Consider the following 16,171-nt stretch of genomic DNA (forward strand, 5'->3'; position numbering starts at 1 on the left):
ATGCCTGGTTCGACCCACGATCGCCGTTCGTTTCCAGCAGTGCAGCTTCCGGCACAGGACGGCGGCAGTCCGACCGAAGTCACCCTGATCGCGCAGCTCGGCATCGGTGCCGGTGACGCGCTGGTGAGTGACGCCGGCCAGCGTCAGCGCCACCACCCGGCGTTCATTGATGCGTTGGATGAACCTTCGGCGCGACTGGGTGGAATGCACCTGCAGCACGGGGATGCCTCCTCGCTGTACAGCTTCACCGTCGGTGCCGGTGGCCACCCGTTTCATCGCCATGCAGGCCCGCGCATGTTCACCGCCATCGCCGGCAGCGCGGGAGCCGAGCTGCGTTTCGCCACCGCCTCCGACACGCAGCTGGCGGCAGATCCCGGTGCCTTCGCGCGCACGCTTCGGCGCATCCGCATCCCACCGGACTGCCTGTTTACCGTGCGCTTCGGCGGCGGCACCTGGCACCAGTTCGCGTCGAACCATCCTGCACATCCAGCGCTGTTCGCGTTGTCCTGCCACAGCAATGAACTGGCCGGCGCGATGAGCGAGCTGGCGCGTGCACAGGTGCAACGCAATGCCGCCGATATCCCCAGCCTGACCGAGGTGCTTCCGGAATCGCACTGGCCTTCGGGCACTTCGCTTGCGGCGGCACCGCTGTTGCAACTGTCGCTGCAGGCGGCGCCTCCCAGCCTGTGCGCACACCTCTGCGCGCGTACCCGTGCCCTGCTCGGCCCGCTGCGCCGCATCCCCATGCGGCCGCTGCGCGGGTTCGTCGAACGTGCCACACCGGCCTATCCCATCCGTTCGCGGCCCGCCGCCACCGATGGCCTGCTGCCCACAGCGCTGCCGCACAGCCACTACCAGGACCTGACCACCCTGTGCCTGGAACCCTCGCAGGTGGTCCACCGTTCCGCGTCGGCACTGCTGGCCGATGTACTGGACGGCTTCCTGCGCAATCCGCCCAGTGGCGTAGGCCATCTGATGGCGCTGCGAAACCGGCTGGTGGCGCCGTTGCGGTTGCGCACGTCGCCGCTGGGATGCCCGGTGTCGTCACTGCTGTCGACCGATCGCAGCCGGTTGTTCGCTGGTCGATTTCCGGTGCTGGATTCGCACATCGATGCGCAGGACAACGACGCCGAAGTCCTGCTCGGCGCCGACGATCGGCACCTGCGTTTCCGCAGCAGCGTGCGCGTGCAGCGGCGTAGCGATGGACATGTCGAGATCAGCCTGGGCTCTCGCGTGCAGACCTTCAATGCGTTCGGCGGCATGTACATGGCACTGATCGACGCCGGGCACCGGCACTATGTCGCGCCGGCACTGCTGCGGCGTGCGGTGGAACACGCCTTGGCACCGGAGCTGGCCAATCTTGGGGATCCGGCAGCACACCCTGCGCACTGCTGACCCTGGAACACGATGCGCCGGGCCCTGCGCGGTTCCGCTCAGATCACGATTTCGCCCTCGTCCTCGCCATCCCAGTAGTGGATGCGGCTGGCGCGCACGTGAATCAATACCAGTCCCGGTGTATCCACGCCCTGTTCGAACCATCGCTCCAGGTCCTTCACCCAGTGCTGGCTCATCGTGGCCCGGTCGCGCACCAGCGCTGCCCTGCCCTGCACGTGCACGAACAACGGTGGCTTGCCCAGCAGCGACTTGCTGCCGGAAAAACCCAACGCGACGGCGGGGTCAGCTTCAATCTCGCGCACCATGTCGGTGTCTTCGGTGGTGAAGAACCAGCTGTCACCGTCATAGTCCACGTCGCCGTTGTTGCTCATCGGACGACCGGCAATCTCTCCGCCGGCGTGGGTCTGCAGCATCGTGAAATCGATGCCGGCCATTTTCCTGGACAGTTCAGGCAGGGTGAGCTGGGTCATGTCGTCGTCCCTCGTCGGATGGAGTCCCAGCGTCTGCGCAGGGCGGTGACCGAAGCGTGGATGGGCAGTTGCGACCTCTTCACAGAAAACGCGATAGGGCGCATGGCACGTGTGTGACGCATTCCTCACCACCACACCCGCGTTAACAGCGGATGGAGGAACGGTCCTCCACGCCGCGACACGCCTCTAACAGGGCATTGCCGGAGAATCGCGCAACCTCGCGATGCATCCGGCATGGCCACCGGCATCACCGGGGCTCCCCTCCGCAACCGCATGGCCCCCACATGGACCTGTTCGCCTGGCTCGCGTTCGGCTGCTACCTGTTGGCGTTCTTCATTGTCTCGCTGTTTGCTGCGGCCTACCTGAAACGCTCGGACTTCATGCCCTACCACGGCCAGGCCGTGGGCCTGCCATGGAAGGAGGTCGAACCGCGCATGCAGTTGCTGCTGATGGCACTCATCCGCGTGGTCGGCGCCGGTTGGATCGCACTGGCCGGCGCCGGCGTGATGCTGGCCTGGCTGATCTTCTTCGGCGGACACTTCGCGCTACCGCAACTGCTGGCCTTCCAGTTGTTCTGCCTGGTCGCCACTGTACCGCCGGTACTGGTCGCTTCCGGCGTGCGGCGACGCACCGGTGCGCGTACACCGGTGCCCGCCAGCGCCGCGGTGGTGCTGCTGTCGGTCATCGGATTCGTGCTGTCCCTGTTGGCACTGTCCTGATGCGTGCTCCCTCCTCTCCCTCCATCGAGGCTCTCATGAATCCCGAATCGATCTTCTACAGCGTGGTCAACGGTGATCTGCCGCCCTCCCAGGCGGGCACCCTGCTCGGCTGGCGATTCGTCGACTACGACGACGCACTGCGCCGCATCCATGTCGAGTTCGACCCCGGGCCGATGCTGACCAACCCGATGGGCAACGTGCAGGGAGGCTTCCTGTCGGCGATGCTGGATGACTGCATGGGGCCGGCGATCTACGCCACACTGCCCGCCAACCGTATCGCGGTCACGGTGGAATCCAAGACCAGTTTCGTCAGTCCGGCACGACCCGGGCGCATCATCGGTTGGGGCGAAGTCGAGCACAGCAAGGGGAGCATCGCCTTCACGCGTGGCTGGCTGACTGACCCGGCAGGCAACGTACTGGCCACCGCCACCGCCACCTTCCGGGTGGGTGCGCTGCGCTGGCGTGGATTATCGGTACCACGTCCGATCGCGCGCCGGATGATCGCGCGGACGCTGCGGCGGGTGCATGCACGCATCGGCTGACGCATGCCCTCAACGCGTGATGCGACCGCCACCCGCCACCCGTACCCGATCACGCCCCTGCGCCTTGGCCCGGTACATGGCCCCATCGGCGGCTCGTAGCAGGGTGCGCCAGCCCAGCGCGTCGGTGCCGCCCTCGGCCACGCCGAAACTGGCGGTCACCCGCAGCACGGTGCCGCCGGCCAGCGCGATGTCCATCTGCTGCAGGGCCAATCGCAATGACTCGGCCAGCTGGCGGCCACCGGCCAGATCACCGTCGGCCAGCAGCACCAGGAATTCCTCGCCGCCATAACGGGCGATGCTGTCGCTGCGGCGCAGGTGGTGCCGCAACAACTGCGCCACCCGCACCAGCACTTCGTCGCCGGCATCATGGCCATGGCCATCGTTGATCGCCTTGAAGCGATCCACGTCCAGCAGGATCACCACGGCGCTTGCATCGCCCCCCGCGTGTCTCTGCTGCACCACCTCATCCAGCGCGCGCCGGTTCAACAATCCGGTCAGCTCGTCGGTGCCAGCGAGCTGGCGCAGCTCGCTGGTCAGTGCCGAGCGCTCGCGCGATTTCTCACGCAGTACTTCGATGGCGTCGAACAAGCGCTGCATCTCGGCCAGCGGGTGGGTGACATGCTGCTCCGGACCAGGTGCATCCGAGGCAAGCTGGATCACCTGCGCCTGCGCCTGCAGCAACGGCTGCAGGATCTGCCGGTGGGCAATGCGCAATGCCACGCCCAGCACCACCAGTGTGCCCAGCGCGGTCGCCACCAGCACGGCCAGGCGCATGGCCTCGCGATTGCGGGTGCGTTCAAAGCGGGCGATGGACACGCTCAGGTAGCCATCACGCAGCGCCTCAAGCGACTGCAGGGTCGGCACGTAGCGCGTGGTGAATTCGGCGGCGGTCCATGGCGGCGGCAGGCCTCGGCGGCCATCTTCGATCAACTGCTCGATCATCGGCAGCGATTCGCCGAAGAACTGCCGACGCGCCATGTCCCAGTGCCATGACAATTCAGGGTCACTGCGGAACACCGACTCGTGGCTGCCCGCCAACCGCCACAGCTCCAACAGGCGACCCTCGGTCTGCAGTGCAGCGCGTACCTGTTCCTCCCGCCATGCTCCTGGCACCGCCACCGGCGCCATCACATTCGAGGCCAGGCGGCCACCATGCTCGCGAAGATCGATCAGCACTTGGCCCTGCATCGCCGGAATCGCTGCTTCACGGTCGGCGCTGACCAGCACGTTGATCTGTGCCGAGGTCAGCAGGTGCAGGCGATCGACCACGGCGAACATGCCACTGATCGCACGCTCCACCTCCTCCACGCGGCGTGCGTCATGGGGTTGCGCCACGACCCGGTCGACCGCAGCCCGCGCCGATTGCAGGCGACGTTGCGCGTCGGCCAGCAGCCCATGCTCGTCGACAACTCCCGGATCAGCCTTGAACACGGTGTCCAGCTGCAGCAGGGCAGCATCGATCCGCTTGCGCGCGGCCGCCAGCTGCGCGGCCAGCCGTGCCTGCTCGGCCGCATCGGCCGGGTCGGCCCCCAGCAGGCTGTTGGCGGGGCCGCGTTCGGCCGACACCAGGTTGGCCAGGTCGAAGGTCTGCCGCAGCTGGCGCAGGCTGGCCAGGTTGTCCTCGGCGGCCGTGAAGCGCAGCGTGCCCTGCACCAGTGCGATGGCCATCAGCGGCAGCGTACAGACTACGAACAGCCCAGCCAGGATCCAGACCCAGGTCCGCAATCCGATGGGCGACGCCTTGCGGGCCATGCACATTTCCCCTGTAGTGCCGAACACTGTAACGGCCGGCTACACAGGCGCCAAGCCACTCGCGGGCCAACCGTGGCGGTGGGTATACCCTGCCGACCGCGAACGCACCGACAAGGCCGCGCGAACATTCGAACCGGGACAAATACGTCATGCCCAGCCGCGTCAGATCCAGCGCTGGTCGACCAGTTCGCGCTTCACGTAGGCATAGAACACCGGCGCGGCGACCAGGCCCGGCAGGCCGAAGGCCGCCTCCATCACCAGCATGGCCAGCAGCAGCTCCCAGGCACGCGCCTGGATCTCGCCACCGACGATGCGCGCATTGAGGAAGTACTCCAGCTTGTGGATCACGATCAGGTACAACAGCGCGGCCACAGCCACATAGAACGAGACCGACAACGCGACGATGCTGATGATGGTGTTGGAGATGATGTTGCCCACCACCGGCAGCAGGCCGGCGATGAAGGTGATCAGCACCAGCGTCTTGGAAAGGGGCAGGTGCACGCCGAACAACGGCAGCACGCCCAGCAGGAAGATGGCGGTGAAAATAGTGTTGAGCAGGGAGATCTTCACCTGCGCGAACACCACCTGGCGGAACGCGGTGGCCAGGCGGCTGGTGCGCCCGATCAGCTCCTGCGCCAGCGGCCCCATCGTCGGCAGCGGCAGTTCGTCGTACAGCGCAATCATCGCGCCCAGCACCATGCCGATCAGTACGCGTACACCCACCTGCACCACCGAGGTACCGGCCACGCCCAGCTGGCGCTGGTGCTCGGCGGCCCAGTCATTCAGCGCCGCACGCAGCGCCGGCATGTCCTCGGGGATATACGGCTGCAGCAGCGCCGGTACCTGGTGGCGCGACGAATTGAGGATATCCATCAGCCGTGCCAGCAGCGCGTCCGGCCCACCGGTCTCGTTGCGGAAGAACGACGCCACACCGATCCCGGCCAGCACCAGCGCGCTGATGATGATCGCCGACAGCACGATCACCGCGATCGCCCGCGCCCGTCCCGGCGGCAGCTTGCCTTCCACGGTGGACGCCAGCACATGGGTCAGCTGGAACACCAGCAGGCCCGACAGCAGCGTTACCACCAGGCCGAGCTTCAGCGCCAGCCACATGCCCAACAGCATCATCAGCCAGGCCGCGATCCTCGCAACGGGGGGCTTGGGCTGGGCAACGAGGGCGTCTTGCATGGGCGGCGCGTCCGGGCGGGGTGGCCCATGGTAGAGGATTGGCGTGCCGATTCCGCGTGCAGGATGAACGGGCGTTTCGGCCTCGTTCGGCGGCAGCCGTGCCGCACTCACTCGCCGTAGCTGGCTGTGTTCTTGCCCTGCCGCTTGGCGTGGTAGAGCGCGCGGTCGGCCAGTGCCAACCAGTCCTCGACACTACCGCCACGCGGCGTCGCGGCAATGCCGATACTCACGCTGAACTCCACGCCCGGCGTGGCCTGCCGTGCGGCCTCCAGCAGGTGCAGGCGCACCCGCTCGGCCACGTGCATCGCATCGACGGGCGCGCAGTCGCGCAGCAGCACCACGAACTCATCGCCCCCCAGCCGCGCGGGCGTATCACCAGGCCGGGCAAAGGTGCGCAATGTCGCCGCGATATGCCGCAGCACCTCGTCACCGGCGCGATGGCCATGCGAGTCATTGATGCGCTTGAAATCATCCACATCGAGCATCAGCAGGCAGGCAAAGCCGCCCTGGCCCTGGGCCCGGTCCAGCGCCTGCTGCGCACGCAGGATCAGGAAGCCACGGTTGGCCAGCTCGACCAGCGGGTCCATCCGGCTGAGCCGCTGCAGCTGACGGTTCTGCGATTTGACCCGGCGCGCCAGCTGCCAGCTGAGAATGCTGAGGCCGATGCCATACACGAACAGGAACGGGACACTCAGCACGATCGTGCGCTGCGAGGTGACCGGCTGGTAAGGGAAGCCGAGCAACCACCAGGTGAGTGCGAAGCCCAGCAGCAGGGCCAGCGTGGCGCGCATCGCCAGGCGCACGCCACCGGCAGCGATCTTGTCGGCCACCAGCAGCGCGGCGAACAGTGCGCTGGGCACCGCGCTCAACGCCATGAAGGCGATCCAGCCACCGCCGAAGAAGGAGTCGGCCACCATGCAACGGAACTGGACGACCGCCGGCTGGCGGGAGCGCTGGGTCAGCAGCAATGCCAGTGCCGGCCACGCCAGCGCGTTGAGCAGCAGCAGGACCCACGCCAGCCCGCCATCCTGGCGTTCAAGCATGATCGAGGCGATGGGGATCGCTCCCAGTCCATTGCCGACGAAACGCATCCACCCGATGCGACGTGCCGCGCCAATGCCTTCGACCGCGCCTTCCGCCGAATCGGTGAAGAATGGCATTGCCGCCCCCCTTGCGCGATCGCACCTGCTGCTAAGGCCCTTGCCGGGCTGCCTGCGATGAGTCTGACAGCTTTGCGTCAATTCGGGATCAAGGTTGCACGATATCGCGCGGGCCGGCTGCCACGCTCCGCGGCCCCACCCCGTGGTCACCTGCGTCGGGGCGCAGCCGTCGATCCCCGCACCATCAGGCTGAAATCCAGCGTCTGTTGAAGCGGAACATCCACCTGTTCGATGATGGCGAGCAGCAGGTTGACCGCGCGCGCGCCGATTTCCCGCATCGGCTGCCGGATGGTCGTCAGCGGCGGCGTGAGGTAGCGGGAAGACGCCAGATCATCAAAGCCGACGATGGACAGGTCTTCCGGCACGCGGATGCCCAGCTCCCGGCAGGCCGCCAGGGTGCCCAGCGCCATCTGGTCGCTGAAGCAGAAGATCGCCGTTGGTGCGGACGTGCCGTCCAGCAGCGCCATGGCAGCCGCATGGCCGGATTCCACTGAAAAATCCCCCGGCACGATGCTCAGCTGGCGCAGGCGGCCACGCACCTTGCCGGCCCCCCGTACCCCTTCCAGGCGCTGCTGGTGCAGGGGATTGTCCGGCGGCCCACCGACCACGGCGATCCGTTCATGGCCCAGTGCGTACAAGTGCTCCATGACGGCGCGTGCGGCGGCGGCATTGTCGATGTGCACACTGGGCAGGCCCAGCGCGGGATCGAACTCGCAGCCGTTGACCACCGGCGCGGCAGCCCCCCTCTGCTGGACAATCTCGCGCGCCGTCGGTGGCAGGCGATGGCCAAGCACGATCATGCCGTCGGCCTCGTTGCGCCGGAGCATCTGCGCGTAGCGTTCCTCGCGGTCGGGTTGGTCCTGCGTATCGCCCAGCAGCACCGCATAGCCGACAGCCTGCGCGGCGTCTTCCGCCCCTTGCAGGATCTGCGCGAAGAACGGGTTGGCGATATCCGGCACCGTGACCAGTATCTTGCCGCTGCGCTGGGTCTTGAGCGTGCGGGCAACCGTGTTGGGCACGTAGCCCAACGCCGCGGCGGCCTGCTCGATGCGCGTGCGCGTGGCCGGCAGTACTTTGTCCGGCCGCGAAAGTGCACGCGACACGGTGCCGGCGGAGACGCCGACGTGCTTTGCGATGTCGTAGATGGTGGCCATGGCGTTAGTTCTCCCGCCCGCTGTGCACTGCACAACAGGTCTTGCGTAAGCCCCTGCTAGGATAATGCAATCGATTGCATCGAGGGCGAATCACGTTGAAGACGCTCAAGGGTCCAGCGCTGTTCCTGGCGCAGTTCATCGGCGACACGGCTCCTTTTGATCGGCTGGACACGCTGGCCGGATGGGCCGCGGGTCTGGGCTATTCTGGCGTACAAGTCCCCACCACGGCGCCCCACCTGTTCGATCTGGCCGAGGCCGCGCGCAGCCAGGCGTACTGCGACGACCTCGCCGGCATGCTGGCAGGTCATGGCGTGCAGATCACCGAGCTGTCCACCCATCTGCAGGGGCAGCTGGTCGCGGTCCATCCGGCCTACGACAGCCTGTTCGACGGATTCGCACCCGCGGACAAACGTGGCGATCCCACGGCCCGCCAGGCCTGGGCGGTGGAGCAGCTTCTGTTGGCCGCCAAAGCCAGCCAGCGGCTGGGGCTGACCGCGCATGCCACGTTCTCCGGCGCATTGGCCTGGCCCTATTTCTATCCCTGGCCGCAGCGCCCACCGGGACTGGTGGAAGAAGCCTTCGCCGAACTCGGCCGCCGCTGGCGCCCGATCCTCGATGCCTTCGATGCCTGCGGCGTGGATCTCTGCTTCGAGATCCACCCGGGCGAGGACCTGCACGATGGCGCGACCTTCGAACGCTTCCTCGATGTGGTGGATCATCACCCCCGCGCCAAGATCCTGTACGACCCCAGCCACCTGCTGCTGCAGCAGATGGACTACCTGGGTTTCGTCGACCGCTACCACGCGCGCATCGGCATCTTCCACGTCAAGGACGCGGAGTATCGCCCCAGCGCAAGCAGCGGCGTGTATGGCGGCTACCACGACTGGATCGAGCGTCCGGGCCGCTTCCGTTCGCTCGGTGATGGCCAGATCGACTTCAAGGCGATCTTCTCGAAGTTCGCCCAGTACGACTTCCCCGGCTGGGCGGTACTGGAATGGGAATGCTGCCTGAAGCACCCCGAGGACGGCGCACGCGAGGGTGCCGCCTTCATCCGCGACCACATCATCCGCGTGACCGACCGCGCCTTCGACGACTTTGCCGACAGTGGCACGGACGCCGCATCACTGCACCGCATGCTGGGAATCTGAGCCAAGACCGCCCCGGGAGGGCAAGCCATGACGCACGCCATGTCGCGCCTGGGCGCGATGATGTTTCTGCAGTTCTTCATCTGGGGGGCGTGGTTCGTCACCCTCGGAACCTACCTGGTGCAGGGCCCGCTGCAGGCCAGCGCCAGCCAGGTGGCCACCGCCTTCCTCAGCCAGTCCATCGGCGCGATCGTTGCGCCGTTCCTGGTCGGCCTGATCGCCGACCGCTACTTCGCGGCGCAGCGCATCCTTGCGGTGCTGCACCTGGCGGGCGCGGTGCTGATGTGGCTGGCGTCCACGGCATCCAGCTTCAGCATGTTCTCCGCCTGCGTGATGGGCTACATGCTGCTGTTCATGCCGACATTGGCACTGGCCAACAGCGTGGCGATGCGGCACATGCAGTCGCCCGAGAAACAGTTCCCGCTGGTACGCGTGGCCGGCAGCATCGGCTGGATCGTCGCCGGTGTGCTGATCGGCTGGCTGGGCTGGGAACAGGCCCATCGGCTTGAACTCACCTTCCGCATGGCCGCGCTGGCATCGCTGGTGCTGGGCCTGTATGCATTCACCCTGCCGCACACGCCGCCACTGGCACAGCAGCGCGATGCCGGGCTGGGGCAGATCCTGGGGCTGGATTCGTTGCGTCTGCTGAAATCGCGTGCCTATCTGGTGTTTTTCCTGGCGTCCATCGCCATCTGCATCCCGCTGTCGTTCTACTACAACTTCACCAATCCGTATCTCAACGACCTGGGCGTGCGGGGTGCAGCAGGCCTGCAGTCGCTGGGCCAGGTCTCCGAAGTGCTGCTGATGCTGGCCATGCCGTTCCTGTTCGTGCGGCTGGGAGTGAAGACCATGCTGGCGGTCGGCATGGCCGCCTGGGTGGTGCGCTACGCCATGTTCGCCTTCGGCGATGCGGGCAGCGGCTTCTCGCTGCTGGTGATCGGCATCGTGCTGCACGGCATCTGCTACGACTTCTTCTTCGTCACCGGCCAGATCTACACCGATGCGCATGCCGGCCCCGCCGCGCGCAGCAGCGCGCAGGGCTTCATCACCCTGGCTACCTACGGCGTGGGAATGCTGATCGGCACCTTCCTGTCCGGCGCGGTGGTGGAGCACTTCACCACCGAGGCCGGCCCCGACTGGCAGCAGATCTGGCTGTTCCCGGCCGGCGTTGCACTGGTGGTGTTGATCGCCTTCCTGCTGCTGTTCCGCGACCGGCCGACGGTCACGGCCGCGCCCTCCACACCCTGAGGATCCCCGTCGATGCCCAAGCTTGGAATCGCCATCGTCGGCGCCGGCATGATCGGTGCAGTGCATCGTCGTGCGGCACTGCTGGCCGGTGCCGACGTGCGCGGCGTAGCCGCCTCGTCACCGCAGCGCGCGCATGAGGCCGCGCAGTCCTGGAATGTCCCACGCGCCTACCGCGATATCGAGGAGGTGATCGCCGATCCGCAGGTACAGGTCGTGCACGTGTGCACGCCCAACCATCTGCACCGCGCCATGGCGCAGGCTGCGCTGGAAGCCGGCAAGCACGTGATCTGCGAGAAACCGCTGGCGACGACGCTGGATGATGCACAGGCGTTGGCGGCGCTGGCCGCATCGACCGGATTGGTTGCCACGGTGCCCTTCGTCTACCGCTACCACCCAGTGGTGCGCGAGGCACGCGCACGCATCGCCCAGGGCGATCTGGGGCCGTTACACCTGATCCACGGCAGCTACCTGCAGGACTGGCTGCTGGATCCGGCCAGCAACAACTGGCGCGTGGACCCCGCGCTGGGAGGCACGTCGCGCGTGTTCGCCGACATCGGTTCGCACTGGTGCGACCTGGTCGAATGGGTCAGTGGCGAGGGCTTCGCCGAAGTGAACGCGGCGTTCTCCACGGTGATCGCCGAGCGTGGCGCCGTCAGCGGGCAGAGCTTCAGCACGCCAACGGCCGCCAGCGCGATGCAGGCTGTCACCAGCGAGGACGTGGCCGCAGCGATGTTCAGGACCGGCGCCGGCACGCTGGCGTCATTGACGGTCAGCCAGGTCTCGGCCGGACGCCACAACCGCCTCTGGTTCGAGATCGATGGCGCCAAGGCCAGCGTGGCCTTCAACCAGGAGGATGCCGAACGACTCTGGGTCGGCCTGCCCGATCAGCGCGAGGAAACCTTCATGCGCGGCCCCGGTGCCGGCAGCGCCGAACAACGCCGCCTTTCCGTGCTGCCGGCCGGGCATGCACAGGGCTACGCCCAGTGTTTCGAGGCGTTTGTGGCCGACACCTATCGCGCCATTGAAGGCGAGCGGCCGCAGGGCCTGCCCACCTTTGAAGACGGCCTGCGCTCGGCACGGATCGTCGATCGCGTCATTGCATCAGCCAGGTCACGTGCCTGGACCACCATCGGTTGAATTCCGGGAGGATCTGTTGATGAAAGCTCTTTTCCGTAGAAGTGCAAGTCTCATCCTGCTGCTCGCTGCCCTGCCCGCCTTCGCGAGCGAAGCCGCCACCACGCAGAAGCCGATCGCGGTGCAGATGTACACCCTGCGCAATGCAGGCTCGCTCGATCAGCAGTTGAAGATCGTCCACGACGCGGGCGTCCGTGCGGTGGAAACGGTCGGTACGCAGAACACCAGCGCCACCGAACTCAAGCAACTGCTGGACCGGTATTCGATCAAGGCGGTTTCGTCGCACGTGCCACTGGCCGAGCTGCGCGACAACCTGGATGGCGTGGTGGCCCTCAACCGCTCGATCGGCAACAGCACGCTGGTGGTGCCTTACCTGGACCAGAAGGACCGCCCAACCGATGCCGCGGGCTGGACCGCATTGGGCAAGGAGCTGGGCCGCATCGCCAAGCGGGTGCGCGACAAGGGCATGCGCCTGGCCTATCACAACCACGACTTCGAACTGGTCGACTTCGACGGCCAGACCGGGCTGGAGCTGCTGTTCGCAGCGGCCGGGCCCGACCTGCAGACCGAGCTGGACCTGGCCTGGGTTGCACGCGCAGGCCTGGACCCGGCGGTGATGCTGGGAAAATTCCGTGGACGCGTGTTTGCGGTGCACGCCAAGGACAATGCGCCGAAGGGCCAGGCCCAGGATGAAGGCGGATTCGCCGCGGTGGGCCAGGGCGTGCTGGACTGGAACGCGATCCTGCCCGCCGCTGCGGCGGCCAAGGTGCAGTGGTACATCGTCGAACACGACCAGCCACGCGACCCGGCAAAGGTCATCCAGACCGGCGCGGACTACCTGCGTGAACACCTGCCCGCCAACGTGCCCACCCGTGCACGGCGCTGACGCATCAAGGAGCCCCACATGAAGATGATCCTGGCAGTGGCCCTGGCCCTGGGCGGCATGAGCACTTCAACGGCAGCCCGGGCCAAGGACGATCCTGCCGCCGGCGCGAAACTCTATGCCCAGCACTGCACTGCCTGCCACGGTGCTGAACGCGCCGGCGTACCGCCGACCTTCCCGGCGCTTACCGACGTCGGCAAGCGGCTTCAGCCCGCCCAGGTCAAGGACAAGATCAGGAAGGGCGGAGGATTGATGCCGCCCTTTGCCCAGCTGTCGCAGCAGGAGATCGACGACCTCGCCAGCTATCTGGCGAAGTAGGCGGCCGGCGACCACGCCGGCCGCGTGCCGCTACAGTTCGCGCACCCAGATGTTGCGGTAGCTGACCCTGGAGTCATGCTCCTGCAGATAGAGCGGCGCGCACGCATGGGGTGCGTACGAAGGCGCACCGATGTACTCGGTCCTGCCTGCCAGCACGGTGTCGTCCTGCACGAGTACGCCGTTGTGCAGCACGGTGATGCGCGCGGGCGACGTCAGGCCGCCGCCCTGCGAGAAGCGCGGTGCCTTCCAGATGATGTCGTAGACCTGCCACTGGCCCGGTGCGCGCGAGGCGTTCACCCGTGGCATGGCCTGCTTGTAGATCGAACCCGCCTGGCCGTTGGCATACGTCGGGTTGTTGTAACTGTCGAGCACCTGCAGCTCGTACAGTTCCTGCAGGAAGATGCCGCTGTTGCCCCGGTTCTGGCCGTCGAAGCCCTTCGTCTCGGTGGGGGTACGCCATTCGACATGCAGCTGGACATCGCAGAAGCGTTGCCGGGTGCGGATGCCCTTGCTGCCCGGAACGACGGTCATGGCGCCATCGGCAACCGTCCAGGGCACGGGCCCGCCCTGCTCTGCCTCCCACGCCGAGACATCCTTGCCATCGAACAGCACGATGGCATCGGAGGGGGCCTTGCCGGGCGGCGTGGCCACGACAGCGGGCACGGGCGTCCACACTTCGGTCTTCTTCGGGTCACGCGCAGCGTCGGCGCCGTCCTGAGCGAATGCGGATGTAGCGGCCAGCAGGCCGGCCGTGATCAACCCAGGGCGGATCATCAGGGTGGCGTCCATCAGCTGGTCCCCCACGCGGGCGTACCGGGGACATAGGCCAGGTCACCGTCGTAGCGGCCCGGCACGGCGACGTACTGCAGCACACCGGTCGCCCCGACCTTTGAAGTGAAGAAGCCGAAGATGGCCAGCTGCTTGATCATCGTGAAGTAATGCGGCATGGCCTCGCCTTCCTCGGGAGTGCCGGTCTCGGTCACGTCGGCATTGCGTGCCTTGGCTTCGGCGTCCAGCGTTCGCAGCAACCCGGTGCGGGCTTCCGGCGTGAGCGATACGAAACGGCCACCGGCGCGCGTGTCGATGTCGGCCAGGCCGGCGCGGAACGTCGCCTGCTGCCGGGCGGTGTAGCAGTCGCTGACGAACGTCGCCATGAACGCACCGGCACCCGCGTCCTTGGCCCCGGGCGTCCTTGTCCGCGGCAGGATGGTTTCGGCGATCTCGTCCAGCATGCCGATGTCGGCATCGGAGAACGCGGGCATCGCCCCGGCAGCCGGCACCTTGCCATGCACCAGCGCAGGCAGGCCAACCATGGCCGCACCGGTAGCGGCAACGATCATCTTCAACAGTTCGCGGCGATCCATCAGAGGTTCCCCGCTTTCAGTTCGCGTACCGCATGGTCGGCCGCGCGCGCGGTCAGCGCCATATAGGTCAGCGAGGGATTCACGCAGGCGCTGGAGGTCATGCAGGCACCGTCGGTCACATAGACATTGGGTGCATCCCAGACCTGGTTGTGCTGGTTCAATACCGAACTCTTCCGATCACGTCCCATGCGTGCGGTCCCCATCTCGTGGATGCCCTTGCCCGGGGCATAGTCGTTGTCGTGCATCTTCACCTCCTTGACCCCGGCCGCCTCCAGCATCTCGGCGGCATCGGCGGCCATGTCCTTGCGCATCGCCAGTTCATTGGCGCGCATGGACACGTCCATCGCCAGCACCGGCAGTCCCCATTTGTCCTTGCGGTCGTGGTCCAGGCGGATCGTGTTGTCGTGGTGCGGCAGCATTTCACCGAACCCGGTCATGCCGATGCGCCAGTCACCCGGCACGGTCAGTGCCTCCTTCAGATCGGCGCCGATGTTGAGCTCGGCAATCTCGCGCGACCATCCGGTGCGGCTGGCACCGCCCTGGTAGCCGAACCCGCGCAGGTAGCCGCGCTTGTCGGCCGCGACGTTGCGGAACCGAGGAATGTAGAAGCCGCAGGGACGACGGCCGAAGTAGTACTTGTCTTCGTAACCCTCGACCCGGCCCGAGGCGCCGGCCCCGAAATGATGGTCCATCACGTTGTGCCCCAACTCGCCGGACGAAGAGCCCAGCCCGCCGTCCCAGACGTCGGTGGCCGAATTCATCAGCAGCCACGTCGAGTTGAACGACGACGCGTTGAGGAAAATGACCTTGGCCGTGTACTGGTAGGTCTGCCCGGTCTCGGCGTCGATCACCTCCACGCCACGCGCACGCTTGCGGTCCTTGTCGTAGAGCACTTCCTTGACGATCGAGAACGGCCGCAAGGTCAGGTTCCCAGTCTTCATCGCCGCCGGCAGCGTCGCCGCCTGGGTCGAGAAGTAGGCACCGAAGGGACAGCCCAGGATGCACTTGTTGCGGTACTGGCAGTTGACGCGCCCCTGCTCGGGCATCGGTTGGGTGATGTTGGCAGTGCGCGAGTGGATCATATGGCGCGTTCCGCCGAAGGCCTTCTTGATGCGCGCGGCCACATCCTTCTCGACGATGTTCAAGGGAATCGGCGGCAGGAACTCGCCGTCCGGCAGCACGTCCAGTCCTTCGCGCGTGCCGGCGATGCCGGCGAACTTCTCTACATGGTCGTACCACGGCGCGATATCGGCGTAGCGGATCGGCCAGTCGGTGGCGATGCCGTCCTTGAGGTTGGCCTCGAAATCCAGATCGGAGAAGCGATAGCTCTGCCGCCCCCACATCAAGGAACGGCCACCGACGTGGTAGCCACGGAACCAGTCGAAGCGCTTGGTCTCGATGTAGGGCGATTCCTGTTCGTTGGCCCACATCCCTTCCAGGTTCTCGGCCAGGCCGTAGTCGCGCATCAGCACCGGGAACTCGGCCTTCATTGCCTGCGTTGGCCGGTTGCGGTGCGGGAAATCCCACGCCTCCTTCATCGCGTTGACGTAGTCCTTGACGTGCTCGATGTTGCGCCCGCGTTCCAGCATCAGGACCTTCAGGCCCTTCTCGGTCAGCTCCTTCGCCGACCAACCGCCACTGATTCCCGAGCCAACAACAATGGCGTCGTAGTGATTATCTGCCATGGGTTTCTCACCTG

Annotated in this window: 16 protein-coding genes; 8 read left to right on the plus strand and 8 right to left on the minus strand. The window is 66.5% G+C overall.

Going from position 1 to position 16,171, the window contains the following annotated elements:
• Complete coding sequence (locus AC5P6S_RS09765) at window positions 1-1,395, plus strand: DUF2867 domain-containing protein (RefSeq protein WP_154267742.1); 1,395 nt, start codon at window positions 1-3, stop codon at window positions 1,393-1,395.
• Between the two features lie 38 nt (window positions 1,396-1,433).
• Here AC5P6S_RS09765 and AC5P6S_RS09770 read toward each other — a convergent pair whose 3' ends face one another.
• Window positions 1,434-1,865, minus strand: a complete 432-nt coding sequence (locus AC5P6S_RS09770; RefSeq protein ID WP_005412573.1) for a pyridoxamine 5'-phosphate oxidase family protein — start codon at window positions 1,863-1,865, stop codon at window positions 1,434-1,436.
• Window positions 1,866-2,149: 284 nt separating this feature from the next.
• Between AC5P6S_RS09770 and AC5P6S_RS09775 the strand changes: the two genes are divergently transcribed.
• Together AC5P6S_RS09775 and AC5P6S_RS09780 are read left to right on the plus strand one after the other, a co-directional pair.
• On the plus strand, window positions 2,150-2,584 hold the full coding sequence (locus AC5P6S_RS09775; RefSeq protein ID WP_495204583.1) for a hypothetical protein: 435 nt from the start codon (window positions 2,150-2,152) through the stop codon (window positions 2,582-2,584).
• A gap of 35 nt (window positions 2,585-2,619) precedes the next feature.
• Window positions 2,620-3,126, plus strand: a complete 507-nt coding sequence (locus AC5P6S_RS09780; RefSeq protein ID WP_049450220.1) for a PaaI family thioesterase — start codon at window positions 2,620-2,622, stop codon at window positions 3,124-3,126.
• Window positions 3,127-3,135: 9 nt separating this feature from the next.
• Here AC5P6S_RS09780 and AC5P6S_RS09785 read toward each other — a convergent pair whose 3' ends face one another.
• The 4 genes from AC5P6S_RS09785 to AC5P6S_RS09800 form a co-directional block, all read right to left on the minus strand.
• Window positions 3,136-4,878, minus strand: coding sequence for a GGDEF domain-containing protein (locus AC5P6S_RS09785; protein WP_495204584.1), 1,743 nt, complete (start codon window positions 4,876-4,878; stop codon window positions 3,136-3,138).
• 162 nt (window positions 4,879-5,040) lie between these two features.
• Window positions 5,041-6,066 carry an AI-2E family transporter gene (locus AC5P6S_RS09790; RefSeq protein WP_049448666.1) on the minus strand — a complete coding sequence of 342 codons (1,026 nt, stop codon included), beginning with the start codon at window positions 6,064-6,066 and terminating at the stop codon, window positions 5,041-5,043.
• A 107-nt stretch (window positions 6,067-6,173) separates the two neighbouring features.
• Complete coding sequence (locus AC5P6S_RS09795; protein ID WP_005408484.1) at window positions 6,174-7,226, minus strand: sensor domain-containing diguanylate cyclase; 1,053 nt, start codon at window positions 7,224-7,226, stop codon at window positions 6,174-6,176.
• A 146-nt stretch (window positions 7,227-7,372) separates the two neighbouring features.
• Entirely contained in the window at window positions 7,373-8,380 is a 1,008-nt protein-coding gene (locus AC5P6S_RS09800; protein WP_024956977.1) for a LacI family DNA-binding transcriptional regulator, read from the minus strand.
• A gap of 95 nt (window positions 8,381-8,475) precedes the next feature.
• On the opposite strand from AC5P6S_RS09800, the gene AC5P6S_RS09805 reads away from it, so the two are divergent.
• Genes AC5P6S_RS09805 through AC5P6S_RS09825 form a run of 5 tightly spaced genes read left to right on the plus strand, consistent with a single transcriptional unit; the run spans window position 8,476 to window position 13,108 of the window.
• The gene (locus tag AC5P6S_RS09805) at window positions 8,476-9,528 is read left to right on the plus strand and encodes a sugar phosphate isomerase/epimerase family protein (RefSeq protein ID WP_087802943.1); all 1,053 of its coding nucleotides are present in this window, start codon (window positions 8,476-8,478) and stop codon (window positions 9,526-9,528) included.
• A gap of 27 nt (window positions 9,529-9,555) precedes the next feature.
• Complete coding sequence (locus AC5P6S_RS09810; RefSeq protein WP_087802945.1) at window positions 9,556-10,773, plus strand: nucleoside permease; 1,218 nt, start codon at window positions 9,556-9,558, stop codon at window positions 10,771-10,773.
• Between the two features lie 12 nt (window positions 10,774-10,785).
• Window positions 10,786-11,910, plus strand: a complete 1,125-nt coding sequence (locus AC5P6S_RS09815; RefSeq protein ID WP_087802947.1) for a Gfo/Idh/MocA family protein — start codon at window positions 10,786-10,788, stop codon at window positions 11,908-11,910.
• Window positions 11,911-11,929: 19 nt separating this feature from the next.
• The gene (locus tag AC5P6S_RS09820; protein WP_012479398.1) at window positions 11,930-12,793 is read left to right on the plus strand and encodes a sugar phosphate isomerase/epimerase family protein; all 864 of its coding nucleotides are present in this window, start codon (window positions 11,930-11,932) and stop codon (window positions 12,791-12,793) included.
• An 18-nt stretch (window positions 12,794-12,811) separates the two neighbouring features.
• Window positions 12,812-13,108 (plus strand): c-type cytochrome, encoded by a 297-nt coding sequence (locus AC5P6S_RS09825; RefSeq protein ID WP_005412561.1) that lies wholly within the window; start codon window positions 12,812-12,814, stop codon window positions 13,106-13,108.
• Between the two features lie 30 nt (window positions 13,109-13,138).
• Here AC5P6S_RS09825 and AC5P6S_RS09830 read toward each other — a convergent pair whose 3' ends face one another.
• Genes AC5P6S_RS09830 through AC5P6S_RS09840 form a run of 3 tightly spaced genes read right to left on the minus strand, consistent with a single transcriptional unit; the run spans window position 13,139 to window position 16,157 of the window.
• Entirely contained in the window at window positions 13,139-13,897 is a 759-nt protein-coding gene (locus tag AC5P6S_RS09830; RefSeq protein WP_099524225.1) for a 3-keto-disaccharide hydrolase, read from the minus strand.
• Entirely contained in the window at window positions 13,897-14,472 is a 576-nt protein-coding gene (locus tag AC5P6S_RS09835; protein WP_005412559.1) for a gluconate 2-dehydrogenase subunit 3 family protein, read from the minus strand. Before AC5P6S_RS09835 ends, AC5P6S_RS09830 begins: the two co-directional genes overlap by 1 nt.
• Complete coding sequence (locus AC5P6S_RS09840) at window positions 14,472-16,157, minus strand: GMC oxidoreductase (protein ID WP_087802951.1); 1,686 nt, start codon at window positions 16,155-16,157, stop codon at window positions 14,472-14,474. Before AC5P6S_RS09840 ends, AC5P6S_RS09835 begins: the two co-directional genes overlap by 1 nt.
• Window positions 16,158-16,171 lie beyond the last annotated feature (14 nt).

The organism is Stenotrophomonas sp. YJH_SMC_119, from assembly GCF_059368315.1.

Excerpts from the sequence above, each read along its gene's own strand:
- AC5P6S_RS09775 (WP_495204583.1), top strand. The coding sequence starts at position 2,150 with ATGGACCTGTTCGCCTGGCTCGCGTTCGGCTGCTACCTGTTGGCGTTC.
- AC5P6S_RS09835 (WP_005412559.1), bottom strand. The coding sequence starts at position 14,472 with ATGGATCGCCGCGAACTGTTGAAGATGATCGTTGCCGCTACCGGTGCG.
- AC5P6S_RS09765 (WP_154267742.1), top strand. The coding sequence starts at position 1 with ATGCCTGGTTCGACCCACGATCGCCGTTCGTTTCCAGCAGTGCAGCTT.
- AC5P6S_RS09785 (WP_495204584.1), bottom strand. The coding sequence starts at position 4,878 with ATGGCCCGCAAGGCGTCGCCCATCGGATTGCGGACCTGGGTCTGGATC.
- AC5P6S_RS09815 (WP_087802947.1), top strand. The coding sequence starts at position 10,786 with ATGCCCAAGCTTGGAATCGCCATCGTCGGCGCCGGCATGATCGGTGCA.
- AC5P6S_RS09820 (WP_012479398.1), top strand. The coding sequence starts at position 11,930 with ATGAAAGCTCTTTTCCGTAGAAGTGCAAGTCTCATCCTGCTGCTCGCT.
- AC5P6S_RS09840 (WP_087802951.1), bottom strand. The coding sequence starts at position 16,157 with ATGGCAGATAATCACTACGACGCCATTGTTGTTGGCTCGGGAATCAGT.
- AC5P6S_RS09800 (WP_024956977.1), bottom strand. The coding sequence starts at position 8,380 with ATGGCCACCATCTACGACATCGCAAAGCACGTCGGCGTCTCCGCCGGC.
- AC5P6S_RS09830 (WP_099524225.1), bottom strand. The coding sequence starts at position 13,897 with ATGGACGCCACCCTGATGATCCGCCCTGGGTTGATCACGGCCGGCCTG.
- AC5P6S_RS09795 (WP_005408484.1), bottom strand. The coding sequence starts at position 7,226 with ATGCCATTCTTCACCGATTCGGCGGAAGGCGCGGTCGAAGGCATTGGC.
- AC5P6S_RS09825 (WP_005412561.1), top strand. The coding sequence starts at position 12,812 with ATGAAGATGATCCTGGCAGTGGCCCTGGCCCTGGGCGGCATGAGCACT.
- AC5P6S_RS09810 (WP_087802945.1), top strand. The coding sequence starts at position 9,556 with ATGACGCACGCCATGTCGCGCCTGGGCGCGATGATGTTTCTGCAGTTC.
- AC5P6S_RS09790 (WP_049448666.1), bottom strand. The coding sequence starts at position 6,066 with ATGCAAGACGCCCTCGTTGCCCAGCCCAAGCCCCCCGTTGCGAGGATC.
- AC5P6S_RS09780 (WP_049450220.1), top strand. The coding sequence starts at position 2,620 with ATGAATCCCGAATCGATCTTCTACAGCGTGGTCAACGGTGATCTGCCG.
- AC5P6S_RS09770 (WP_005412573.1), bottom strand. The coding sequence starts at position 1,865 with ATGACCCAGCTCACCCTGCCTGAACTGTCCAGGAAAATGGCCGGCATC.